The sequence below is a fragment of the Flammeovirgaceae bacterium SG7u.111 genome, assembly GCA_034044135.1.
GTDB lineage: Bacteria > Bacteroidota > Bacteroidia > Cytophagales > Flammeovirgaceae.
In genome coordinates this window covers 101,397-127,384 of sequence record CP139021.1, presented here as the reverse complement: position 1 = coordinate 127,384, position 25,988 = coordinate 101,397, and the positions used below count along the sequence as shown (strand labels likewise).

22 protein-coding genes are annotated in these 25,988 nt (G+C 39.7%); 13 read left to right on the top strand and 9 right to left on the bottom strand.

Features of this window, described 5'->3' with window-relative positions:
- Positions 1–26: 26 nt before the first annotated feature.
- Entirely contained in the window at positions 27–275 is a 249-nt protein-coding gene (locus tag R9C00_00580) for a hypothetical protein (GenBank protein ID WPO35945.1), read from the bottom strand.
- A 434-nt stretch (positions 276–709) separates the two neighbouring features.
- Between R9C00_00580 and pth the strand changes: the two genes are divergently transcribed.
- The 8 genes from pth (at position 710) to R9C00_00540 (ending at position 12,392) form a co-directional block, all read left to right on the top strand.
- Entirely contained in the window at positions 710–1,270 is a 561-nt protein-coding gene (pth, locus tag R9C00_00575) for an aminoacyl-tRNA hydrolase (GenBank protein WPO35944.1), read from the top strand.
- Between the two features lie 229 nt (positions 1,271–1,499).
- Positions 1,500–4,397 (top strand): aminomethyl-transferring glycine dehydrogenase, encoded by a 2,898-nt coding sequence (gene gcvP / locus R9C00_00570; protein WPO35943.1) that lies wholly within the window; start codon positions 1,500–1,502, stop codon positions 4,395–4,397.
- A 215-nt stretch (positions 4,398–4,612) separates the two neighbouring features.
- Positions 4,613–6,013 (top strand): NADP-dependent phosphogluconate dehydrogenase, encoded by a 1,401-nt coding sequence (gndA, locus tag R9C00_00565; GenBank protein ID WPO35942.1) that lies wholly within the window; start codon positions 4,613–4,615, stop codon positions 6,011–6,013.
- Positions 6,014–6,330: 317 nt separating this feature from the next.
- Positions 6,331–6,483: a hypothetical protein gene (locus R9C00_00560; GenBank protein ID WPO35941.1), complete on the top strand. Its 153-nt coding sequence runs from the start codon at positions 6,331–6,333 to the stop codon at positions 6,481–6,483.
- 148 nt (positions 6,484–6,631) lie between these two features.
- The gene (locus tag R9C00_00555; GenBank protein ID WPO35940.1) at positions 6,632–6,955 is read left to right on the top strand and encodes a DUF721 domain-containing protein; all 324 of its coding nucleotides are present in this window, start codon (positions 6,632–6,634) and stop codon (positions 6,953–6,955) included.
- 138 nt (positions 6,956–7,093) lie between these two features.
- Positions 7,094–8,173 (top strand): mannose-1-phosphate guanylyltransferase, encoded by a 1,080-nt coding sequence (locus R9C00_00550; protein ID WPO35939.1) that lies wholly within the window; start codon positions 7,094–7,096, stop codon positions 8,171–8,173.
- 103 nt (positions 8,174–8,276) lie between these two features.
- Positions 8,277–8,735, top strand: a complete 459-nt coding sequence (locus tag R9C00_00545; protein ID WPO35938.1) for a hypothetical protein — start codon at positions 8,277–8,279, stop codon at positions 8,733–8,735.
- Between the two features lie 462 nt (positions 8,736–9,197).
- Positions 9,198–12,392, top strand: coding sequence for a TonB-dependent receptor (locus tag R9C00_00540; protein ID WPO35937.1), 3,195 nt, complete (start codon positions 9,198–9,200; stop codon positions 12,390–12,392).
- 84 nt (positions 12,393–12,476) lie between these two features.
- Here the strand turns inward: R9C00_00540 and R9C00_00535 are convergent, their stop codons facing one another.
- Positions 12,477–13,325, bottom strand: a complete 849-nt coding sequence (locus R9C00_00535; protein WPO35936.1) for a sterol desaturase family protein — start codon at positions 13,323–13,325, stop codon at positions 12,477–12,479.
- A 167-nt stretch (positions 13,326–13,492) separates the two neighbouring features.
- Here R9C00_00535 and R9C00_00530 point away from each other — a divergent pair, with 167 nt between their 5' ends.
- Positions 13,493–14,308: a hypothetical protein gene (locus R9C00_00530; GenBank protein WPO35935.1), complete on the top strand. Its 816-nt coding sequence runs from the start codon at positions 13,493–13,495 to the stop codon at positions 14,306–14,308.
- Here R9C00_00530 and R9C00_00525 read toward each other — a convergent pair whose 3' ends face one another.
- Complete coding sequence (locus tag R9C00_00525; GenBank protein WPO35934.1) at positions 14,309–15,739, bottom strand: DUF4919 domain-containing protein; 1,431 nt, start codon at positions 15,737–15,739, stop codon at positions 14,309–14,311.
- A 386-nt stretch (positions 15,740–16,125) separates the two neighbouring features.
- Between R9C00_00525 and R9C00_00520 the strand changes: the two genes are divergently transcribed.
- Positions 16,126–16,902 (top strand): DUF2490 domain-containing protein, encoded by a 777-nt coding sequence (locus R9C00_00520; GenBank protein ID WPO35933.1) that lies wholly within the window; start codon positions 16,126–16,128, stop codon positions 16,900–16,902.
- Between the two features lie 11 nt (positions 16,903–16,913).
- On the top strand, positions 16,914–17,996 hold the full coding sequence (locus R9C00_00515; GenBank protein ID WPO35932.1) for a hypothetical protein: 1,083 nt from the start codon (positions 16,914–16,916) through the stop codon (positions 17,994–17,996).
- Here R9C00_00515 and R9C00_00510 read toward each other — a convergent pair whose 3' ends face one another.
- On the bottom strand, positions 17,997–18,983 hold the full coding sequence (locus tag R9C00_00510; GenBank protein ID WPO35931.1) for a hypothetical protein: 987 nt from the start codon (positions 18,981–18,983) through the stop codon (positions 17,997–17,999). It lies immediately after the preceding gene.
- Positions 18,984–18,986: 3 nt separating this feature from the next.
- Entirely contained in the window at positions 18,987–20,525 is a 1,539-nt protein-coding gene (gltX, locus tag R9C00_00505) for a glutamate--tRNA ligase (GenBank protein WPO35930.1), read from the bottom strand.
- A 476-nt stretch (positions 20,526–21,001) separates the two neighbouring features.
- Between gltX and R9C00_00500 the strand changes: the two genes are divergently transcribed.
- Positions 21,002–21,613, top strand: coding sequence for a hypothetical protein (locus R9C00_00500; protein WPO35929.1), 612 nt, complete (start codon positions 21,002–21,004; stop codon positions 21,611–21,613).
- A 262-nt stretch (positions 21,614–21,875) separates the two neighbouring features.
- Complete coding sequence (locus tag R9C00_00495; GenBank protein ID WPO35928.1) at positions 21,876–23,228, top strand: hypothetical protein; 1,353 nt, start codon at positions 21,876–21,878, stop codon at positions 23,226–23,228.
- On the opposite strand, the gene R9C00_00490 is transcribed toward R9C00_00495, so the two are convergent.
- Genes R9C00_00490 through R9C00_00475 form a run of 4 tightly spaced genes read right to left on the bottom strand, consistent with a single transcriptional unit; the run spans position 23,203 to position 25,987 of the window.
- Positions 23,203–24,000 carry an alpha/beta hydrolase gene (locus tag R9C00_00490; protein WPO35927.1) on the bottom strand — a complete coding sequence of 266 codons (798 nt, stop codon included), beginning with the start codon at positions 23,998–24,000 and terminating at the stop codon, positions 23,203–23,205. The genes R9C00_00495 and R9C00_00490 overlap by 26 nt on opposite strands.
- 22 nt (positions 24,001–24,022) lie before the next feature.
- Positions 24,023–25,189 (bottom strand): ABC transporter permease, encoded by a 1,167-nt coding sequence (locus R9C00_00485; GenBank protein ID WPO35926.1) that lies wholly within the window; start codon positions 25,187–25,189, stop codon positions 24,023–24,025.
- A complete protein-coding gene (locus tag R9C00_00480; GenBank protein WPO35925.1) occupies positions 25,186–25,476 on the bottom strand; it encodes a hypothetical protein in 291 nt (96 codons plus the stop codon). Before R9C00_00480 ends, R9C00_00485 begins: the two co-directional genes overlap by 4 nt.
- Before the next feature lie 7 nt (positions 25,477–25,483).
- Complete coding sequence (locus R9C00_00475) at positions 25,484–25,987, bottom strand: nitrous oxide reductase accessory protein NosL (protein ID WPO35924.1); 504 nt, start codon at positions 25,985–25,987, stop codon at positions 25,484–25,486.
- Between the last annotated feature and the right edge of the window lies 1 nt (position 25,988).

The following is a 25,988-nucleotide window of genomic DNA, read 5'->3' as shown; positions in this document are numbered from 1 at the left end:
TAACCTCCAGCCTCTATCACCTAAACCTAAGCAAAACTTTCGTCTTCCAGCAAAGACCTCCTCTTTACAGAAGGGTCATCGGCATCGGGGGGAAGTATAAATACGCCTGGAGGCAAGTCGAAAGGAGGATCTTTGGGCGGATCGTTCCAGCCACCGTCACCACTATCATTTCCATCGTCGTTCGAGCCTCTTCCAAAGTCCGTCCGGGAGATGATATAAGCCACTGTGATGACATATGCCAAAATAAAAAAAAGTGCATTTACTAGCAAAAGCATAGGAACTACTCGTAGTTACAAATGAAGAATCATTTTACCGGACTCACCATAATGGACGCCAAAACCAATAGCCGAATTTGTTGGGAATCATTTTGAGAGTTGTGAAACCCACTTTTTAGTAAGCCCTATTTTATTTGTCAACAGAAATTGGCCAACTTCTGTTTTATTTTCTTGAAAATTTCACCTCTACTCCTACAACACTATTTTCTCTTAGTTTTCAAGTCTATTTGAAGATAAGCAAATTCTTTAAAAATCCTGAACCTCAAAACCTTTTATTTTATCTCAGCATTAATTTTTAACCCTAATTGAGTTAAAAAATCAAATTTCCTGACAAGATCAGAGCCAAAGTATTTCATACTTTTTAAAATGTTATTTTGTAGAAAATAAGGATAAGCTGATCTTTGCAGCTTTTAACGAAGCAAAAAAACAACCATATGAAATACCTTATTGTAGGACTAGGAAATATAGGGAAGGAATATGCCGATACAAGACACAACATCGGTTTTATGGTATTGGATGAATTGGCAAAGCAAAAAGGTGTGGAGTTCGATTCGGATAGGCTTGCCAACGTAGCAGATTTTAAGTTTAAGGGAAGGGGGATTTACATGGTAAAACCTACAACGTATATGAACCTGAGCGGGAAGGCGCTAAATTACTGGATGAAAACCTTGAAAGTCCCCGTAAGCAATACGCTCGTAATCATGGACGACCTAGCATTACCTTTCGGTACGCTGCGGATGCGACCCAAAGGGGCAAGTGCCGGGCATAATGGCTTGAAGAATATTGAAGAAATTTTAGGGTCGAATGCCTACCCAAGGCTGCGCTTCGGCATAGGCGATGATTTTTCTAGAGGCAAACAGGTCGATTACGTATTAAGTCCTTTTTCCGAAGGAGAATTTGCCGAGCTTGGCCTACATGTGGAAAAAGCTTGCGAAATGATACTTTCCTTTGCTTCTGTAGGAATCCAGCAGACCATGAACCAATTCAATTCGTAGAACAGTTCTGTAGCATTTCGGCAAAACATTCTTGCTGAACACCTCATTTCTTACCTGAAAAACAGCATAGGTTTTACCCGAATATTAACGCTAAGGTAACACTTCTGAACTGAACTCGCTATATTTGCAGCTTATTGCAAAACAACACAAATTAACGCATTGCCTATCAAGGTTTAAATCACCATGACGGGATGTTATTATTCAATACTTTTTATCACAACCGCGAAGAATGAACATCAACTTAAGGAACTTCGAAAAATTCGAAAAGCGTCACAACAGTTCAGGTGATGCCGAGGTACAAGAAATGCTAGCGGCGATTGGCACGCCAAACCTCGACACCCTGATAGACGAAACCGTACCGCCAGCTATCCGTTTGAAGCAAAAACTTCAACTTCCACCCGCACAAAACGAATACAAATTTCTACAAGAATTTAAGCAGCTCACCGATAAAAACAAGGTTTTCAAAAACTACATTGGCATGGGTTATTCTGATACCATCACTCCTACGGTAATCCTCCGCAATATTTTGGAAAACCCAGGATGGTACACCGCTTACACGCCTTACCAAGCGGAAATTGCCCAAGGAAGATTGGAAATGTTGCTAAATTTCCAGACAGTTGTATCCGACCTAACAGGCTTGGAAATAGCCAACGCTTCTTTGCTAGACGAGGGCACTGCCGCTGCCGAAGCAATGGGCATGACCTATGCTTTTGCTCAGCGTAAAAAGAAAGGGGCAAACAAGTTCTTCGTAGCCGATAATTGCCATCCGCAAACTATCGACGTGATGCGTACGAGGGCAATTTCAATTGGGATTGACTTAGAAATAGCCTCTGTAGAAAGCCTTGACCTTACCGATGCAAGCCTTTACGGTGTGCTTTTACAATACCCTGATACCAACGGGCAAGTAACCGATTTCACTGAGCTCATTGCCTCGGCTCACGAGAATAAAGTGCAGGTAACCTTAGCTGCCGACCTGCTTAGCTTGTTGTTACTCAAAACACCTGGCGAAATGGGCGCTGATGTAGTCATTGGTTCCTCGCAACGATTTGGTGTTCCTTTGGGCTATGGCGGTCCACATGCAGCTTTCCTTTCTGCCAAAGATGATTACAAACGTATGTTGCCCGGCCGTATTATCGGTATATCTAAAGACGTGGATGGTAAAGTGGCTTATCGAATGGCGCTCCAAACACGTGAGCAGCATATTAAAAGAGAAAAAGCTACTTCAAATATCTGCACCGCACAAGTTTTGTTGGCGGTAATAGCAGCAGCTTACGCAGTTTATCACGGACCTAAAGGTTTGAAAAATATAGCCTTGCGTATACATGGCATGACCAACCTTTTGGCAAAAAGCTTGGAAAAAATTGGCGTTTCTGTCAAAAATGACCAGTTCTTCGATACTCTCAAACTAGACTTGGGAAGCGAAGCTAATGAAGAAATATTGAAGGAATTTGCCCTCAAAAACGAAATTAACCTCCGCTACTTTGGAGATGGAAATGTGGGCGTTTCTATCGGCGAAAGCACTACTGTAGAAGACATAGAAATCTTGGTGAATATTTTTGCCGAAGCTATGGGTGAAAATATCGACTTTGATGTGACCGAGCTAGCTCAATCAATTGATTTGGCTATTGGCGAAAGCTTGCAAAGGAAAACTACTTACCTCGAACATCCTGTTTTCTCGGCTTACCACTCTGAGCACGAGATGTTGCGTTACCTCAAATCGTTGGAAAACAAAGATCTTTCTTTGGTTCATTCGATGATCTCATTGGGTTCTTGTACCATGAAACTCAACGCCACTTCGGAAATGATTCCGATCACTTGGTCAACCGTTGGAAATCTGCACCCATTCGCCCCGCTTAATCAAGCTGATGGCTATTCCAAAATGTTCGATAATTTAGAAAAATGGTTGTGTGAAATCACTGGTTTCGATGCCGTATCTCTTCAACCTAACTCAGGTGCACAAGGCGAGTATGCTGGCTTGATGGCTATAATGGGCTACCATAAGGGAAATGGTGAAGGTCACAGAAATGTGGCGCTGATTCCATCTTCGGCACATGGCACCAACCCTGCTAGTGCGGTAATGGCGGGCATGAAAGTGGTAATCACCAAATGTGATGAAAATGGCAACATCGATATGGTTGATTTGGCTGAAAAAGCAGAAACCCACAAAGATGATTTGGCCGCTCTCATGGTTACCTATCCTTCTACCCACGGGGTATTTGAAGAAGGAATCATCGAGATTTGCCAACTTATCCACAAGTTTGGAGGAAAAGTATATATGGACGGAGCAAACATGAACGCACAAGTCGGTTTGACCAGCCCTGCCAACATTGGTGCAGATGTTTGCCACCTCAACCTCCATAAAACGTTCTGTATCCCTCACGGCGGCGGCGGACCTGGTATGGGACCCATCGGCGTTACCAAGGAGTTAGCTCCTTTCCTTTCGGGACATGCAGTGGTAGAGTTGGATGGAAAACAAGGCACGGCGGTTTCGGCTGCACCTTGGGGCTCTGCCAGCATCTTGCCTATTTCTTATGCGTACATTGCCATGATGGGCGAAGAAGGCTTGACCAACGCGACCAAAAGAGCGATCTTAAACGCTAACTATATAAAAGCAAGGTTAGAAAACTATTTTCAAATCCTCTATACAGGTAAAAATGGCCGCTGCGCTCACGAAATGATCGTTGATTGCCGCCAGTTCAAAGAATTTGGAGTAGAAGTGGAAGACATTGCCAAAAGGCTGATGGACTACGGTTACCATGCCCCTACCGTTTCGTTCCCTGTAGCGGGCACACTTATGATAGAACCAACCGAGAGCGAATCGAAAGCCGAGCTTGACCGCTTCTGCGATGCCCTTATTTCTATTTATGGAGAGATAATGGAGGTAAAAGAAGGAAAAACCGATACCAAAGTGAATGTATTGAAAAATGCACCTCACACCGCAGAAATGCTGTTGGCCGACAACTGGGAACTTCCTTATAGCAGGGAAAAAGCTGCTTATCCCTTAGCTTTCGTAAAAGAGAAAAAATTCTGGCCAACCGTCAGAAGAATCGACAGCGCATTTGGTGACAGAAACCTGATTTGTTCTTGTACTCCTGTAGAAGCTTACGCTGAGGAAGCAGCAGTTTAGTAATACGATCTTTTACTGTTCTAATTTTAAGCCTTGTTCCACTAAGTTGGGGCAAGGCTTTTTTTGCTATAATTCTACATTTTTACATAAAAACTCCTTGCCTGATGTATTTCGTCGCACAAAGTTTTTACAAATTGATACTTTTGTAACAACTCTAACAAAAACCTATATTCTTTTTAACTAAGAACTTAATTGTTTATCGAAATTATAAAACTATGAGTAAGCTACACGATTTTGGGCTGGTAGGCCTTGGCGTAATGGGGCGTAACTTTATACTAAATGTTGTCGACAATGGCTTTACCGCCTGCGGGCTCGATTTGGATCCAGAAAAAGTTGCCGCACTAAAAGAAGAAGGAGACGAGGATAAGGTAACTGCTACCACCTCTGGAGAAGAATTTGTGAAATCGCTTAAAACTCCAAGAAAAATAATGCTACTCGTTCCAGCAGGAGGACCTGTTGATGGCGTGATAGAAAGCTTATTGCCCTTCATTGATAAAGGTGATTTGCTAATAGACGGAGGAAACTCTTTCTATACCGATACTGACAGAAGGGAAAAGTATCTTTCTGAAAAAGGGTATCACTTTATAGGAACTGGCGTTTCGGGCGGAGCAAAAGGAGCTCGATTTGGCCCTAGCATCATGCCAGGTGGTTCGGAAGAAGCTTACGAATTTGTAAGACCAATATTTGAAGCAGTTTCTGCCAAGGCTAATGGTGAACCTTGTGTGACCTATCTCGGACCCAAGTCTGCAGGAAATTATGTGAAAATGGTGCACAATGGCATTGAATACGGCATGATGCAGCTGATCTCTGAGGTATATGACCTACTCAAGAAAGCTTGCGGCTTGACTAACGACGAACTGCACGAAGTATTCGATAACTGGAACAAAGGTCGCTTGCAATCATTTTTGGTAGATATCACTACTGAGATTTTCTTACAAAAAGCCGATGACTCGGATGAGCGTTTGGTGGATTTGATTTTGGATAAAGCGAAACAAAAAGGAACGGGTAAATGGACTTCACAAAATGCGATGGACTTGGGCATTGCCGTACCTACCATAGATGCTGCGGTAAGCTTGCGAGAGCTTTCTGCCAAAAAAGACGAAAGGGTGGCAGCTGAGGCTGTGTATGGCAAACCAATCGTAGCCCCAGCCGATAAAGAAGCATTTATACAAAAAGCGGAAGCAGCTCTGTATTTTAGCTTTATTCTTTCTTACGCCCAAGGCTTTACCCAGCTAAAAGCTGCTTCTGATGAGTATGGCTACAATTTGGACATGGAAGCTATTGCAAGGATTTGGAGAGGAGGCTGTATCATTCGTGCGGGCTTGCTCGAAGATATCAGAACGGCATTTAAGAAAGATGAAAAATTACCACACTTATTACTTGACGGCGGCATAGCCGAGCAAATAAAAGGTTCTGTTGGCGCCACGAGAGAGGTAGTTTCCTTTGCTGTGCAAAATGGTGTTCCTGCTGCAGCGCTTACTGCTTCACTAAGCTATTTCGATGTATTTACTTCTGGTAGATTACCATTGAACCTCGTTCAAGCTCAACGTGACCACTTTGGCGCTCATACATATGAGCGAATCGATAAAGATGGGATTTTCCACACTGAATGGTAACCCTAAAAACTATTCTAGTTGAAAAGGTCATGAATTAAGTTTCATGACCTTTTTGTTTTTCAAACATTAATATTTTATTAAAAAGTAGCTTGATAGCTTTTAAAAGCACTTTTTAATAAGTAACTTATGGTTCAATTCTAAACTACCAATATCTCTTCTCCCAGCTTTTTTGATACGAAACAGCTGTAAACTAGTTAAAATCTCTAGGTGAGCTACCAGACATTACCCTTCCAATATTAACACACAATATTATTGCTTGGTAGCCTGAAATAGCATACTTTCTAAAATCTCTTTCACAATACAAAACCACGATAGTAATGACTGACGAAGTACAAGTTGACAGTGCACAAAAAACAAATGTTGATTTTATATTTGAACCTGTTGCATCCAAAAAGCAAGATCGAATGATAACTGCAGCTATTATTATTGGAGCACTTTTACTAGTAACGCTAGTAATTTTCAATTTCTAGAACCAACATCCCAAAAGCGTTTCTTTTATTCGTTTTTGGGATGCCTTGCTTTTCAACTATCTGAGGGTATATTTTTTATTTCGGTCTCCCTGCCATATCTTAGAAACCGTTTTAAAAAACACACACAAATGTCCAACCTAGATTGAGCATGCAATATTTTAACAACCGTAAGGGAAAAAAGGGGCGAGCAGCAGAAACGGTATCGATAAAAGATGCTATGCATTCAGCATTAAAGTCATATAGGCTCGACAAAAAATATTTGCATGAGCAAATCAAAAACTCATGGGAAGAAATGGTGGGAAAAACGGTAGCTAGCAGAACTACCAAAATGTTTGTAAGCAAGGAAAAGCTTTATGTAGAAATTAATTCTGCTCCTCTCAAAAATGAGCTCTCACTCAAAAAGAAAATGATATTAGAAATAGTACAAAGCAAATTTGGCGAGGGAGCGGTGAGTGAAATTATTTTTATTTAATAGCTCCCAACCATTCTATTCTGAGTTGGCATTAGTTGTTTTTTTGAAACCTTAATTTTTTGTCTTTTCAATCATTTTACATCCACCCTACACAGGTCTGGTTGTAGGGTGCAGGTTTATAAAAACATTTTTAGAATAATGAAAAACAACTATGTGATCATCATGGCGGGTGGTATAGGAAGCCGCTTTTGGCCCTTTAGCAGAAAAGCTCACCCCAAACAATTCCAAGATATTTTAGGTACCGGTAAAACGCTCCTACAGCAAACTGCTGAACGGTTTGAAGGAATCTGCCCACCAGAAAATATGTATATCGTCACCAATGACATCTATTTTGACTTGGTAAAAGAGCAGCTGCCTTTTATGGAAGATGATCAGATTTTGCTTGAGCCGGTCATGCGAAATACTGCCCCATGTATAGCTTATGCAAGTTATAAGATAGCGGCTAAAAACCCAGACGCCAATTTGGTAGTGACTCCTGCCGATCATATCATCACAAAAGAAGAGGAGTTTAAGCGAGTGGTGAACTCTGCTCTCAATGAAGCAAGCCAGCACGATATTTTGGTGACTCTGGGTATTCAGCCAAGTAGGCCTGATACGGGCTACGGGTACATCCAAGTGAAAAACAGTGAACAGCTTGGTCCTCTCAACAAGGTCAAGACCTTCACCGAAAAGCCTAATGAGGAACTAGCCAAAGAATTTGTAGAAAGCGGTGATTTTGTATGGAATGCAGGTATCTTCATTTGGAAAGCCTCTTCTATTATAAAAGCTTTTGAAACATACTCTTCAGAAATTGGTAAGTTGTTTTCCGATATAAGCGACAAATATTATACTCCCGAGGAAAAAGAAGCCATAAAGCTTACCTATTTCCAATGCAAGAACATCTCGATTGACTACGGGATTATGGAAAAGGCACAGCATGTGTATGTGATGAGGGGAGATTTTGGCTGGTCGGACTTGGGTACTTGGAAATCACTCTTCGAAATATCCGAACACGACGAAAAAAACAACCTTGTGCAAGCAAACACATTGCTTTATGAAACATCAAACACCCTTATAAAGGTATCAGACCCTGATAAGTTAGTAGTCATTCAAGGTTTGGATGATTATATAGTTGCCGAAAAAGACAACGTTTTACTCATTTGCAAAAAAGATCAAGAGCAACGAATCAAACAGTTTGTTTCAGATTGTAAGGAACAAAAAGGCAAAAGCTTTCATTAGTAGCTTTTAAAAGGAAATGAATAATTTTGCGGTCAGCCCAACAAAAAGGGCTGACTTTTTTGTTTAATAAGACCACCCTATCTAACTCGGTGTAGAAACCACTATGACTGAACAGTTATTAAAATACCTATCAGTTTTTGCTGGAAGTATGTTCAAATTCATTTTTGGACCTCTTGCAGGTGCAGCTACAGGCCTAAGTATTTTTGAAACAGGTGTATTTACCGCCTTAGGCATGATGGCCACGGTAATTATAATCACCTACGCTGGTACCGAACTTCGCCAGCAAATAATGAAACGCTTTGTAAAGAAAACCAAGGAAGGGGAAGAATCAGAAAGAAAGAAGCGGCTAAACAGGCTTTGGGCAAAATACGGAATAGCAGGTGTTGCATTGCTTACACCTATCGTTTTTAGCCCTCCAGGTGGAGCAATCATTGCCGTTAGCTTTGGAGAAAAGAAAGAAAAAATATTGCTTTATATGCTCCTAAGTGCTTTTTTTTGGGGATTTGTTTTTTCAGCCCTTGTAATTATTGGAGGAGAACAAGTGACAAACCTAATTGGATAAAAGTTCTTCAGATGTTTCAATATTATCAGTATAAATCAAATTCAACCTTGTAATGATCCCTTCAATATATTAATTTTCATTTTAGGTACAAGCTGACAAAAGTTAACAAACAGAAATTCAGAAAGTAAAAAAACAACCAAAGCAGGAATGATGCTTTGGATAATTTATTAATTTCGCAACACAAAAATGATAATTAAGGAATATTCCATGCTTTGCATAGCAAACTTCAGCTCCTATACTTATCATATAATACCAACTCACCACCCTTATCCCTAAAAGATATTCTTTCAAATATCTTCAGCCAATAAAAAAATGATACCCTAGAATTACAAAGGTCGATTAACGACTTTTACAATTGTATTATTTAAATATTTTATTATACAATATTAATATCATCTCAACTTAATCATCCCTTTTTCTATGAGAAAAGTTCTACAATTTTCATTGTATACACTATTTACAATGATTATTTCAAATGCTGCTTTTGCACAAGGCTCGACATCTGCTAGAATGTCCGGCTCGGTAATCTCTGAAGGAGAACCATTACCAGGAGCTACTGTTATTGCTACGCATGAGCCTACAGGTTCCAAGTTTGGGGCTATTACCAATGCCCAAGGGTATTTTACTATCAACAATATGAATGTTGGCGGTCCTTATAAGGTAACAGCCTCTTATATAGGCTATCAGGAAACGGCTCAGGGTGGAATCCAACTTACTTTGGGACAAACTTTCCAAATTAATTTTGAGCTAAAAGAAGGATCAACCGAACTGCAAGAGGTTGTAGTTACTTCAACGGCAAGTTCCATTTTTGATGGTAACAGAACTGGGGCAGAGACTTTTGTAAACAAAAGAAAACTGAACTCACTACCTACAGTTGAGCGTAACCTCAACGATTACATGCGTTTGACACCACAATCTAGCGTGCAGCCAAATGGCGGTATCTCTTTCGGTGGTATGAACAACCGTTATAACTCAATATTTATTGATGGTGCGGTAAACAACGATGTTTTTGGTCTTGCAAATTCAGGTACTAATGGCGGTCAAGCAGGTATCTCTCCTATCAGTATTGATGCTTTGGAACAAATCCAAGTAGTACTTGCTCCCTATGATGTAACCCTTGGTGGTTTTGCCGGTGGTGGTGTAAATGCCGTGACCAGAAGCGGTACAAACGAATTTGAAGGTTCTGCTTACTATTTTGTGAGAAACGAAGGTCTGTCAGGTAAAACACCTACAGATGACCCTAATAGGGAGCGTACAAAACTAGAGCCGTTTAGCGCAAAAACTTATGGAGCAAGGTTGGGTGGCCCAATCATCAAAAACAAATTGTTTTTCTTCGCCAATGTAGAGCTTTTGCGAGAAGAAGAACCAAGGCCATTTAGTTTTTCAAACTACGATGGCAATGCAACAGAAGCTGATATCAATAACCTTATTACCTTTTTGGATACGGCATACAACTACAACCCTGGCGGCTATTTGAATAATGTTCAGACCAGAAATAGTGATAAGTTCTTACTGAAATTAGATTGGAATATTAACGACAAGCACAAACTATCGGCTCGCCATAGTTATGTGAAAGGTGAAACAGACATCGTAAACCGCCCGAACAGCCGAAACATCTATTTCTTCAACACTGGTTACTATTTCCCTACCACCACCAACTCTACGGCTATTGAGTTGAAGAGTAATTTCAGTAATAAGATTTCTAACAACTTGATCATCGGCATCACTTCAGTAGATGATGACAGAGATATCTCAGGAGACCCTTTCCCACTAGCTGTAATTAGTGATGGCAACGCCACTATCAACGTGGGTACGGACAACTTTTCTTACTCAAACATTGTAAAGCAAAACGTTTTTACCCTCACCGATAATGTGAGCATTTTCAAGGGTAAGCATACTTTGACTTTTGGTACACACAATGAGTTCTTTAAGATGGAAAACCTATTTACCATCTTCTCAACTCCACGCTATTCATATGGAAGCCTTGGCAGTTTTATGGCAAAAGACCCTGGTTTTTTCCTATTTGGTCATGAGCAATTGGCGGAAGGGCAATCAGAAATAAGATTAGGCGATAACGCAGAGAACCTAGGGCCGAGCTTCAACGCACTTCAATTAGCTTTCTATGCTCAGGATGAAATTCAAATGAATGATAAATTCAAATTGACTATTGGGTTGAGAGCAGATATTCCTATTTTCTTGGACAACCCTCCATTGAACAATACCCAATTCAACGAAGAAACAGTGCCTTTGATAGAAGCTGAAGGCTGGAACTTGAAAGGCGCAAGAGCTAGCCAAGCTCCTAAAACCCAAGTATTGTGGAGCCCTAGGGTTGGCTTTAACTGGGATGTAAAAGGGGACAAAACCACACAAGTACGTGGTGGAATTGGTGTATTCACTAGCCGTGTTCCTTGGGTATGGCCAGGTGGTATGTTTATCCGTAATGGCTTGAACAGTAATTTTGTTCTTGGAGTCAAACCTTTTTATCCAACTCCAGAAGAGTGGAAAGAGAATTTGGCAGATGTTAGCAATAGCCCAACTGGTGATGTTGACCTTTTTGTGGAAGACTTCAAATATCCTCAAATATTAAGAGGAAATATTGCCGTTGACCAACAACTTCCTTGGGGCTTGATAGGTACCGCTGAATTTATGTACTCTAAAACCCTGAATAATATTGATGTGAAAAATGTAAATAGAAAGATAGAACCAGCTGGATACTTGGAAGGAACAGACAACCGCCCTTTCTTTGACAACGGCGACCTAATTGACCCTACCTATGCCTATATCACCTTGGTAGACAACACCAGTGAAGGATTTACATGGAATGGTACTGTCTCACTGACCAAACCTTTCGAAAACGGTTTTACTGGTAGCTTGGCATATTCTTATACAGCTTCCGAATCGTTGTTTGACGGCCAAGGCTTCATCAACTCTACCAACTGGAAAGAACAATACAATGTATATGGTAGAAATAACCCAATGAGCGGAAAATCAATTTATGCTACTGGCTCAAGAATTACGGGTTATGCTTCTTACAGGTTGGATTATGCAGATCATTTCGCCACCACTTTCTCTGTATTCTACAATGGCCAATCAGGAAGGCCTTTCTCTTATACATATAGAGATGTAGCAGGCAATGGCGGACCTACTTATGAAGAAGCTGAAGACTTCCAATTGATATATGTTCCAATCAACAGAGGGGAAATCAACTTGATAGATCAGGTTGATGATGGTGGAAATGTACTTGCTACTGCAGAAGAGCAGTGGGCTGCACTAGATGCTTATATTTCAGCAGACGATTACCTAAGCTCAAGAAGGGGCCAGTATGCGGAAAGGAACCAAAACCGCACTCCTTTCGAACATATATTTGACGTAAGGGTATTGCAAGATTTCTACATCACCACCAACGGAAGCAAGAAACACACACTTCAACTTTCGCTTGACGTCTTCAACTTTGGTAACTTCCTCAACAAAGACTGGGGCAGAAGGTATTTTGTAGATAGCGACAACTATCAGTTGATCACTTTCCAAGGGTATGTACCTGGTACGAGAAACCCACAATATACCTTTAGCGAAGATGGCACTCCTTGGGATATCATAGAAACTGGCATTAACAGTGCAAGATGGTCGGCACAGCTTGGAGCTAGGTATAGCTTCTAGGTTTACCCCTTTTATAATACAAGAAAGGCCAGCGATGCAGATCGCTGGCCTTTTTACTTTTATAGTGTCATATTTTGACTTTCATCAAGCTTTCTCTTTCTCTAACCCTATACTTTCAGGTGTTCTGTATTTCTGAAATGGGATAGCTAATAAGTTCCCGACCCTTGTATTCTCCTTCGGATCCATATGCGTATCTATTCCATATTGGATAGTTTGCGTATCGTCCACTTCGGCATAAGTTTTAAATATTCGGTCCCAAAAAGCGAAGATGTTGCCATAGTTGGTATCGGTAAGGGGCTGTTGGTAATGATGGTGGATTTTGTGCATATACGGAGTAACAAATACATAAGACAGAGCTTTGTCTAGCTTTGCGGGCATTGTGATGTTAGCGTGGGTGATGTGGGCAAAAAACACAGAAAGGCTTTGGTAAAGCATCACTATGCCCATGGGCGCACCAACAACCATTACAGCACAGATGGTGAAAAATATCCGAAATACGGTTTCTCCCGGATGATGGCGCAAGCCTGAAGTTACATCGACAGTGGTATCGCTATGGTGTACCAAATGGAATTTCCACATCCATTTAACTTTATGCTCTAGCCAGTGGATAAAGTATGCTCCGATAAGGTCGAGTAACAGCACCCCCACAATTACTTCTAGCCAAAGCGGCATTTCCACTATATGTAGCAAACCAAAATTATTTTCTTGGGTAAAATTGGACGCCCAAAGCAGTGCACCTGCCAAGCTAAACCCAACAATGGCTGTGGTGAGATTAAAAAACATGTTCAATGCCCCGTGGTTGAGTTTTTTGTAACTAAACTTGAACATGGGCAAAATGCCTTCTAGCATCCAAAAAAGGACGATCCCCCCTAACAGCAATCCTGTTCGGAACACGGTAGGCACGTGCTCGAAAAATTCTATTAATGCTTCCATTTTCTATTTACGTAGTTATTTTTGGTTGATAAGGTTGTTGAAACGTCCAAAATATATTTGGGCACTTCTCTTAAAGATAAGTTTTTTGGGGGAAATCGGCTCAGAGTTTTTTCAAAACTTTACCTTTAAACTTGCTCTTAAGTGCTGTTTCGACTAAAAATAATTACATGAAAAACCTACCTCTTTTCCTCCTCCTTTCTATCTTCATCTTTTCCTGTAGGCCTCCGCAGCCTCCTGAAGAAGCTGAAAAGCTATGGCATGAAACACACGAGTTTATACTAAGAGATAATGAGGGCTTACTAACATTCATTGAGCATCGAGTGGATCGAGCAGGTAGGAAAACTCTCGAAGTTAAATGGCTCTCTTCTGCAAAAGAAATAACAGTGAGAAAAAGACCTGTTTTAGCTCAATTTGGAAATGATTCTTTTCCCGACCTAAAAGAGTATACCGCTTATTATACATTCCTCGATTCTTTAAAAACAGCAAACAAGTTCGAAATAAACAACTGGGAAGGATTGATGCATAATGCATCATTTTTTGTTGATCATTTAGAAAAAAGAGATTCGAAAAAAATTGAAAAGGACTTTATGATAACTCTGGCATTAATGGAACATGAGATCTTTCAATCCATAGCTAGCGAGGTAGAAACTACTTCTGATTTCCCTAAACTTCATTTTAGTTATTTCTTTAATAAAAACAAATATAGTGTGGGAGATACTATCAAAATAGTTATCGCTGTTTCTAAATATTCTTTCGACCCAAGCTACCCTAAGATAGATTATGAGTCCATTTTGATTTCACACAATGAAGCAAAAACATTAGATTTTACAGTTGAAAAAATTGACGGGGCTGCTATCCTATCTTTTGAAGCTAAAGACCGAGGAAAATATAAATTACAAGGAAAGGGAAAAGCAATTTGCTTTTGGAGTTATGATGAAAGTGGAACTCCCTTCAATTTCACACAAGAAATAAAAGTCGAGTAATCAATCCTTCTTCTTCGACTTCTTTTTCTTACCCCGCTTCTTTTTTTTCTTCTTCCCTCCTACCGATTCCGAAAGCTGCTTGTAGGGCTTATCTATATTGAAAAAAAAGTCCCGCTCGTTGCCATATTCATCTATCGTTTTGAGGATATCAAATATATGGCCTTCATGAAAATTGAGGGATTGGCTTTGAGAAGAATGCCCTAGGTAGCTGATCACTTCGTACTCATCGCTAGGCTTGATTACTATCTGCGCATCGCCATACGACTCACCGCTGCCAGTGGCCAATATGCCATTTACAAACCCTTCGTATTTTAGTACATTATCATAAAACTTCTCAGTATCCCCAAGGTTGAGGTAAGCAACCGATAGCAAACCAAAGTTTTTGAAATCGGAAGGGTTTCTTAGGGCAATTCTTTCTCCAGCCTCTGCTGCTTCTTTGTATTTCCCTTCTTTCAAAAGGGTTGGCAAAGGGTTTTCATTCAATGAATAAGGGCTGTAGCCGTCTAAGGTCGATGTTCCATAATAAAACATAAAATACTTATCAATCCCAAAGCCATCAACAGGATCTACAAATTGCCCCCAAAGGCTATCAAAACTATACTGATGCGTACTATCTTTTACCCAAGTATCAAGCGTTTCTGTAAGTTTCGAGTTCACATGTACAAATTGGAAAGAATAATCTTCTCCTTGGCGAATAAGCGATGTATCCGTATCCATAAAAACTTCCGAACGTGCCTTAAGCACATAAATACTCGGTTGTTCGTCTATTGTAAGAGCTTTTTCAAACTCCTCTACGGACTTCTTAAAATTCATTTGGGTATAATGGCACAAACCTGCCACCAAGTAAAACCCTGTGTTGTTTGCATCCAGCTCTTTTCCGCTTTTTGTCCATTTCAGTGCGGTGTCCCACTCATCTGAGAGGTAATAGTTCCAACATAAATAATAATGAGGTTCTGGGTTGAGAGAATCGAGCGAATAAGCCTGCTCAAAGAGAATCCGAGACGAATCTTGGATCATTCGCTCGTCATAAATAGTGCCCAGTTTGAGATAGACATCTGCATCTTTAGGATTCGTTTCCATGAAACGATAATAGAAAATCATTGCGCTATCTATCTGAGAACGGCTTTCATACAAAAGCCCAAGGTTATAATTCACCTCGGTGAGCGTGCTGTCTAGCTGAAGAGCTGTATAGTAGTCATTTTCGGCACTATCGAGCTGGTTAAATTCCAAATAGCAATTGCCCCGCATTTTGTACGCTTCCGCATTGCTATTGTCTATAGAAATATATTTCTTGAGATGGTACAATGCTTCCCGGTAATTATTTTTATCGTAAAGTCCCTTCGCTTTCAAAAAAAGGGCATCGTCAGTTTGCCCCATCAGAGGAGAAATTAGTCCGATAAAAAAAAGTGGGATGAATATAATACCCTTCATATATCTCATTTAAATACTGGTGCACCCGAATGCCTAACATTGGGAAATAAACAAACTTTATGTTGGAACTATCGCTCCATCAAAAATCCTTACCTTGATGTAAAGCATTGTCAAAGGTTTTGGGTTGCAAACTTTTGCATACTCCTAGCCTTTTTAAGGAGCTGTTTGAAGCTTTTCAAACCTTCCTTCAAAAACAAGCCCAACCAGCCTGCTCTATTGAAGCAAGACTCTTTGTCCAATTCAGCTTAGGACATATCCGATGCCAACAGAAAATCTGGTGTATTGATTTTCCTTTCCTGAGTGCATAAGTAAAATTTATTTAATCAATTATTCTAAATTTAGAAAAATAATGTGATTTGTATGGGTAAAACAGCAAATGATAAAATATGAATACTGTATTTTACCAGATTAGGGGGCTAACCATTTCCACCAATGGAAAAATTACAATACTGGCTACCTGCTTATTTTTTTTTCTAACCCTTCGCCCAACTTTTGCACAAGAAGAAAGCTTGTTAACCACCCAAAGCAGAGCCGATGTACAACTTGCGTATTTCTTCAACACCAACTTGCGCCTCAATAATTATGTGAGGTATATCTGGAATATAAATGAAGAAGGGGATTACATACGACAAGATTACCAATTAGCTATCGATTACAATATCCACTCTATTTATAATATAGAAGCGGGCACTCTTCTTTCCCATGTAAAACAAGACATAGGCTTCAGCTCTTTTGAATATCGGTTTTATACTGGGCTGATCATTCAATTGCTTTCGGGAAGGATAAATATCACAAACCGCTCCCGCCTGGAATACAGGAATCAAAACTTTTACAAACCTAAAGACTGGGCAGAATCGACAAGGATAAGAAACAGGCTTCAAATTAAATTCCCCTTTCGGAAAACGCTTGGGTCGGACAAGGCTTTTTATGGTATTGTAGATGGAGAAATTTTCTATCCTGTGAGCCAAAAAGACTTGACCGAACGATATGCCAACACATTTAATGCACGGATTGGGCTGGGCTATAGGAGAGACTTCAACTGGAGGTACACCTTTTATTATGTGATAGGGCAAGCGAAAAATAATTTAGATGCAGAGTTTGAAACCACAAGACAAGTTTTTAACTTCCAATTAATCTATTTTTTTGACAAGAACCTTGATTAACCTACACTCAGATGAGAAACAAATTGCTTATTCTAGCTTTTCTACTTTTTTATCAGATCAGTTGGGCGCAACAAGACTTTGATTCACTTTATAAGGCATCACCAGAGTTTAAGGAACAATTTGATAACTTTTCTGCCAACTATGACTTTTTTGCCGACACCACGGTAGTGAAAATGACCATCGCTGCTGATTTTAAGGAAATAGTTAAGAAGAAGTATGTAGATGAATACCGCGATGGAATATTGACTTATTTTCTTAGAGATTCGGTAAAAGTAGTAAGGAAAATCAGAATAAAGCCAAGGGGAAATATGCGTAGACAAGTATGCTATTACCCTCCTCTCAAAATCAAACTTTCCAAGAAAAAGGCGATTCTTAAAGAACTACAAGAATTTGATAAGTTGAAGATGGTAGTGGAATGCAAGTCTGGAAATATGTACGAGCAATATCTCCTCACCGAATACTTAGTATATAAAATGTATAATGTACTCACAAATATCAGCTTTAGGGTAAGGCTTGTTCAGCTAAAATACATTGATACTGGCGGAAGACACAAACCAGAATACAAATATGCTTTTTTTATAGAGAGCCTAGAGCAGCTGAATAAAAGATTGAACTGTGTAGAAATTTTGGCTAAAAACGTGGGCCATAACCTTACAGAAGCAAATATTTCAAACTTGATGGATATTTTCCAGTATTTTATTGGGAATACGGACTGGTCTATGCCCACAACCCACAATATGAAAATAGTGAAAGACATTTCTACCCTAGATCAAATAGCCTACCCTATTCCGTATGATTTTGACTATGCTGGCATCATCAATACCTCATATGCCGTCCCTCACGAAAGCCTTCCTATTAAAGAGGTAAGAGAGCGCTATTTTATGGGCCACTGCTACCCAAAAGAGACATTTGACCAGACCATTGCATTCTTTAAAGAAAAAAAAGAAGAACTATATAGTTTAGTCATAAATGAAAGCAATGGTATTAGAAAAAAAAACAAGACCTTCATATTGAACTATATGGACGAATTTTATTCTATCATTGACTCGGATATCAGAGTAAAAAGAGAGCTTTTAAATGTGTGCAAGAATTAACTATAGCTCACCGCTCCATGCCAACCAATAACTCAGCGGAATTGCAAGAGCGACAGTTCCTGCAACTATGATAATTCTTCCAAGTATTTTATCTAAACTGTGGTGCTCAGTTTTAAGCCTGCCTTCGCTTAAAGCTAATATACTTTTGAGCAATGCAGCAATAACAGTTATATAATAGGCGCCAAAAATCACATATCCTATAAAGTAATACTGCCCGAAGAATATATCGAACAGGCAAAGATGGGAAGGTAGCCCATAAATGTATTTTACAAAGTAGTAGCGAAGGGCAAGAGTGGAGCTAATGCTAAAAACAATGGAAATCCATAAGCTCAGGAGGTTTGCTTTCTTTTTTATAAAAAGCACTGAGCCTATCAGAGCAAAAAAGCTCAGGGAACTGGTGCCTATATATATAATAGGATCAATGCCTCCATTTCCCAAGAAATCCGCTTTTGCTCCCGACCCAATAAATGCCACACTACAGCAAGTCGCAATTACATCAGGATTTATGTTGGCAAAATAGAGAATCATCAATACCAAATCTGCCCCAACCAATAGGAATGCTAGCGGAAGTATCCAGTATTTGAGCGGAGTAAGGGGAAACTCAGGTTCGCTTTCATCAAGCTGATGCATAAATAAGTATGTGGCATACACCAGCACCGCCCCCACCTTTATATATAAGGTAGGATATCCAAATTCATTTGCACCGAGCGCACCTGTAGCACACATCGCCCCTTTTACTACACTTGGCAAGTGAATATTTACCGTGTTCAGAAACATGAGCAAGGAAACTACCTGAAAAATCATCACGAACTGGACGATGGTAGAAATGAGGTAAGTTTTCCGCTCCAGTTGGAGCTGGAGATCGGAAGTAGAGTTGGCATCCCACTTAAAGAAAATGCCAACTCCATTATATAATGCTCCGCCAAGCAAGGCAAGTGCACATACTTGAGAAATCAGTTGAGAAATGATCCAGCTATCTGTCAGCATACGTTAAGCAGCATAGCTTGCAAGAGATGCAATGGCTTTGTCAATTCTACTTGCCACTTCATCTTTGCCCAGCACTTCCATTATAAGCATCAGATCTGGACCGCCACCAAGCCCTGTGATGGACAAGCGTAAGGCCTGCATTACTTTTCCAAGCCCAATACCTTTACTTTCCAGCACCTCTGTCAAAATTTCCTTTGCCGATTCTCTATTAAAATCATCCGAAGCTAGGATGGCGTCTTTATAAGCAGTAAAAGCATCTACCGCTTCAGCCTTCCATTTCTTCCTAGCTATTTTTTCGTCGTATGCTTTTGGGGCAAAGAAAAAGAATTTAGCATTTGCCCAAAGCTCTTGAGGGAAGACAATCCTTTCCTGCATAGCCTCGGCAATTAATGCCGCCTTTTCTGGAGTGCAGCTAATATTTTCCTTTTTCAATTCAGCTAATAAATATCCAGAAAGCTCTTCTACAGAAAGATGCTTAATATATTGCTGGTTGAACCACTTCGCTTTTTCAATATCGAACTTGGTTCCCGCCTTCAATATTCGTTCAGCGCTAAAGGCTGTAATCAATTCATCAAGAGAAAAAATCTCTTGCTCTGTACCAGGATTCCAACCTAACAAAGCTATAAAGTTGGTGAAAGCTTCTGGCAAAAAGCCATCTTCCCTAAAACCTGAAGAAACCTCACCAGAGCTAGGATCTTTCCACTCTAGAGGGAAAACCGAAAAGCCGAGTTTATCACCGTCCCTTTTGCTGAGCTTGCCTTTTCCACTCGGCTTCAAAAGCAAGGGCAGATGGGCAAACTGCGGCATACTGTCTTCCCAACCTAAATATTTATAGAGCATAACATGAAAAGGAGCTGATGGCAACCATTCTTCTCCCCTAATCACATGTGTCACTTCCATAAGATGGTCATCTACTACACTTGCCATATGGTAAGTAGGCATCCCATCCGATTTTAGTAAAATCTTATCGTCAATTGTATGGGAATGTACCGTTACTTCTCCCCTCACTATGTCGCTCACCACAATTGCTTCCTTAGCAGGTACTTTAAGCCTTACCACATACGGCACGCCCTCGTCAATTCTTTTCTGCACCTCTTCGGCAGTCAGCGTCAACGAATTTGACATTTTTTGTCTAGTGATCGCATTATATTGCGGGTTGTCAACTTTTGCTTCTTTCAGCTCCTCCCGCATTTTCTCCAATTCTGCTGGAGTATCAAAAGCATAATAGGCTTTACCCTCTTCAATAAGTTGTTTTATATAGGTATGGTAAATATCCTTTCGCTCCGACTGCCTGTAGGGGCCATTCTCCCCTCCAATCCACGGGCTTTCATCAGGAACTATCCCGCACCATTCCAAAGCTTCTTTAATATATTCTTCTGCTCCTGGGACAAACCTTGTACGATCCGTATCCTCTATCCGTAACAGCATTTTGCCATTATAATGTTTGGCAAATAAATAATTGAATAATGCCGTACGCAAACCTCCTATATGCAATGGCCCTGTTGGACTTGGGGCAAATCTTACACAAACGTCTTTTTCCATTTCTTTTTTTTTGCTGCACAAACTCATTTTTGTGATGGTGCAAAATTAAATAATGAGGTGTGAAATAGTAATGTTGATGCTTTTTTATGGAAATACTCTCATTTCTTCTAAAAACAAGCATCAAATAGTAGCGTGTAATTTTTCAGCATTAATGTGACTTTTTGCATATAGTTAGCATAACAATTATACATAACAGAAGAGCATATAGCAAAAAACTACAACGGTTGCATAAAATTATATTCTAAATAATAAATAAAAAACATAATATTATACTGATAAAAAGTATAAATAAAATATATTTATACTTTATGATATTAGTGTAACTTTTATATTACCAAACCATAAACTTAACATTAAGTTAATACTAGAACTTCTAATTAATATTTAATTAACACCTATTTAATTGACATAACCGCAAAGACAGTTATGTTTGCATTGTAATCGTTTACTCAAATATAGAATTAAATCCTAATCACATGAAAAAAGTAATCTTAATCTCATTGTTAGTGCTTGGAGCATTTGCAGTGAACGCAAAGGAATCTCCTGCTGCTGCAGCAGCAAAATCAATTACTGTTTCTCTTAAGCCTCTTGCTTCTTCTAGCAATGCAGTATTGACAGTAAGAAACATTCAAGAAACCAGCGCTTCTTTGGCCATCTTAAACGAAGATGGAACCACTATTTATGCTAAGAGCCTTTATAAGCCTTTCGTTAGAGAATTGTTCAATTTCTCTAAATTGGAGGAAGGAGAATATACATTAGAAATTGTAAACGGAAACCAACTTGCCAGAAAAAGCTTCTCTATCTCTAAAAGTGGCGATGTATCGGTTACAGAAACCACAGAAGTAGAAGCACTTACTCCTTCTGTACAATTGGTAGAAGAAAAAGTTGCTGTAGTATTCGAAAACGAAAGCGCTGAAGACGTTTCGGTAAACATTTTCGATGCTAACAATAAGTTGATCTACGAAGAACTTGGATCTCAAGTAAAAAAATTCGGTAAGCTTTACAAACTAGAAGGTCTTTCAGAAGGTGTTTACCGTATGGAGATCAAAGCCGGTAAAAAACAATTTGAAAAAGAATTGAAACTCTAATCCAATCCTAAGTTTTAATTTGAATTCTAGAGCGAGCATAAGCCCACTCTAATATTAGAATGACTAAGATATATGCGAATTGATATAAAGAGGCGGTCACATGACCGCCTCTTTTATTTTATGCCAACCAAAAAACGTACTCTAAAGCCTACGAATGATACTCAAGTCATTCGTACTGTCCCTCCCAATCAATCTTTTCTTGTTCTTACAAATCACATAGGCACTTTTCTTAAAGATAATTCTGTAATTTCGCCAACAGCCTATGACTATTTTTGATCTTATCTTGTCTCCTATTTTCCTTATAGCCATTTATTTGGTGGCTTATAAGATGAGAAAAAAGACCACAAACCGCTTTACAAGAAAGTATTTTATTCCTGCTTTCACAGTTAAGCTTTTTGGAGCAGTTGCATTTGCCTTTATTTACCAATTTTACTACGGAGGTGGAGATACTTTCTATTACCACAAAGGAGCCGAAATCATAGGAAGAGCCTTTTCTGACAACTTCTTTACAGGCTTAAAAATAATGACTCTCGATGCTCGAGAATATACGGGAGATACTTTGCTCTACACGACAAGAATTACGTATTTCAAAGCCCATGAAGAGTGGACTCTGGTAAGAATCGCTGCCATAGCAGGCGCATTTTGCTTTCAGTCCTATATTGGCATCACCTTTATTTTCAGTTTTTTTGCCTTTAGCGGAACATGGAAAATCTACCAAACCTTCATAAGGTTCTATCCAGAACTCTATAAACCTCTTGCCTATGCTATTTTCTATATCCCTTCTGCTATTTTTTGGGGCTCTGGTTTACTTAAAGATTCCATAACCTTGGGTGCACTTGGCTGGTTTACCTATGCGGCTCTCCACCTAGTAAGCACCAACAAAGGACGAGTGAGGCTAATTATAATTATGTTATCAACTGCTTGGGTAATCCTACAGCTTAAAGCCTACATTCTTTATGCATTTTTACCCCCACTCATGCTTTGGTACTACTTAAAATTTAAAGGAGGAATCAAAAATCCCGTACTTAGGTACATGAGCGCACCAGTTCTCATCATATTAATAGCTGGAGCTGGGGCTTTAATGGTAACTTCTTTGGCAGCACAAACAGAGAAATATAGTTCAATGGAAGCTATAGAGGATGAAATAAGCGGTTTTCATGGTGACCATGGAAGTAGAGCTGGGGGATCTAGTTACTCATTGGGCGAAATAGATTATTCCATAGGCGGAATGCTCAAAAAAGTACCTGCCAGTGTAAATGTAACACTTTATAGACCGTATTTATGGGAAGCACGAAACCCTGTAATGCTCATAGGCGCACTTGAGAGTGGCTTTTACCTCATGCTCACTTTGGTCATATTATTTCGAAGAGGGATAATCCGAGTTTTTTATCTTATGGTCAACAATCCTGAAATCCAACTATGCCTCTGGTTTACAGTCATTTTTGGCTTTGCAGTTGGCTTTGTCAGCTATAATTTTGGTGCTTTGGCTAGGTTTAAAATCCCTCTGTTACCATTTTTTACTGCTGGCTTGGTGCTTTTATACAATGTGGGTAAAAAAAAGAAGAAGAAGAAAAAAAGAAAGAAAAAAATCATCCTAAAGCATCAGGTGAATTAATCAGACCTTTTATTAATCCAGCAGCTTTTTCCGGTTCTTCCATAGGATACATATGCCCTCCGTCATATGGCATAAATTGAGTTTTCTTAAACTTTTTCTTTAGCCAAGCTAAGTCTTTAGCCTCTACAGTTTTTAATTTACCAGAGTAAAGAAAATAGGATGGCATACTAAAATCAGCACTTCCTATTATAGCAGGAGTTAGGGTGAATATTTTATACTCTAAATTTGGCGGAATAATAAGTTCTACACCTTTAGCAGATGGAGAAAGACCGTATTCCACATAATCTTGAAAACATTGGTCATCAAAATTTTTAAACAGCTTTTTGTGCTTCCACAGCTCATATGCCTGTTCTTTTGATTCAAAAACCGACCTTCTTTTTTTAGTGCTTCTTGCCGGAGGAACAACCTTATCGGTAATTCCCATCAAACTAGCCGATCTCATCACAAACCTCTTGAAAGGACGAAAAAGGGGGGGATCAATAAAGATGATTTTAGCGAATAAATCTGGACGCTCTATTGCAGCCCAAGCCGTTAGCACCCCGCCCAAAGAATGGCCGACACCTATTACTGGCTTGGAGTGCTTTGATTCGATATCATCTATTAGCTCTGCGACCAAAGGCTTCCAATCATTCTTTATTTGATACTTTCCCATACCAAAGCGTTCTACTGCTGTAACTGGATATGGAGCTAGAAGCTTAAAGAAATGCTGATAAGAACTTGCGGGAAATCCATTGGAATGTGAAAATTGGATCGGCGTATTTTTTTCCAACATCTACAGTTTTAAAAATGAAAAATCACCCTTCTTGCATCACTTGTGCGGGGTCGGTTATAGCCCCTTTCCAAGCGGGAATAAGCGTAGCACTAAGGTATGGGATTACAGAAATGGACACAATAGAAAGCAAGTCCCCCAATGAGATACTGGGAGTAAGATTATAAGATGGATAAACTACTGACCAGCCAATTAAAAATGGCTTCAACAATGGGGCATCAAAAATAAAAACATGCCCTAGCGCCATCATAATCCCTAATAATGTAGCGGTTACCGAAACAGCAGCGCCTTCCCAAAACTTCATCCACAATACATCACTGATTTCCCAACCAACTCCCTTCAAAATCCCCAATTCCTTTTTTTCTTCACTATTTAAACCTGAAGCCTTATCCCAAGCCAAGGTTAGGAATGCTAAGATGGAAATGATTGCCCCATAGATAAATATACCTCCTCGCCAACTAAAAAGGGCTTCATAGGTACTTTGCAATTGCATCTTACTTACTACTCGAATTCCTCCAAAAGCCATGTCTATTTTTTTAGCGATATTCTCCACCTCATCAGGGTTGATTATTTCTATAGCCAAATCGGTCATCTCCCCTTCATCCAAGCCTATCATATCCCTTGCCGAAGATGGTGAAAGCACCAATAGGTCTTTAGTAAGCAGATCAGATTTTGCATCGAAAGTGCCTGCTATTCGGAAAGTTTTGAGCTCACCTTCTGAATTTGCCATGGTTAGCCAATCCCCCAAAAACAAACCTCTTTGCTCCAATATTCCCGTACCACAAAGCACTTCATCTGGCTTAAGAGCTCCTTCTAGTTGGGTTTGCACCAATGACAGCCCCTTGGGCAAAGAATCCGAACCCGTGATGGTAAATACCGCTCCAGTTGGTGAATCATACATATAGCCCCAAATACGTGGAGCTATCGATGCTACCCCACGTAGTTTCCCTAGAGAATCAATAAAGCTTGTATCCATAGGTCGTAACCTGCCCCCCGCAAGCTTTTGCACCCAAAGTTCGGGGACATCTTCTAATACCTGAGTGGTTTCTGAGCGAAGCGCTGAAGTGAAAAAGATTACCGATGCAAAGAACCCTACAACCAAGCCGTAAATCCCAACTAATGACAATTGCTTTTTCCACCTTCTTGCCAAAGACGAGAGGGCATATTCCAAAATATTTAATTGCCTTCTCATTTATATTTTCTCAAATAAAAATCGGGTTGATAAAAAGAGGATGAAGGAAAATGATCGTGATAACCTGGAAGATCCTGAAAAGGTGCTATCAGCTCAGGCAAGGCTATATTTCTCGTATGCCGAGATTCGGTAGTAAGGCAAAAATCGGTTAGCAAAAAGCTCCTTGCCACTTGCTGTTTTTCCTCTATTCCAGCACGCTTTTTACCAAAAAAAGCATAGCCCCAAGTAGCTATAGTAAACAAAACCAATAAAAGTAAGAAGCCAAAAAACCTCGATACATATCTCATAGCAACCTTACTGATTTATCACAGAAGTGATCACTTCCATAGTTACCTCCTCAAAAGAATAGATATTTTTTCCCGAATGGTCTTTCATAAATTCTTCAGCTGCTTCTTTGGAAGAAAATGGCACAAAATCATGTCCCATAGGTCCTAATACATCGCTACCTGTCACATAAAAAGCAGATTGTCCATCGATAGTTTTCAGGTCATAATAATCTTGCACCTGAATTCCGCTTATTTCCCCGAGCTGATCCTTCTCTTTTATAGAAGTCAACAACATACATCTATTGCTACAAAACATAAGCGTCCCTTTTTCAGGTGACTCAAACGAAGCCTTCCATTTTGGATGCATTGTATAATCCATTCCACAATGGGCACAACCTCCTTCATTAGCATGGGAATGACCTTTATGCTCTTCAGCATATTCTTGAACTTGGACTTCCTCTTGCTTTTCCTTTTGGCAGCTTTGAGAAGTAAAAAACAAAGCGATTAACAGAAAAAAATAGAGATGTTTCATT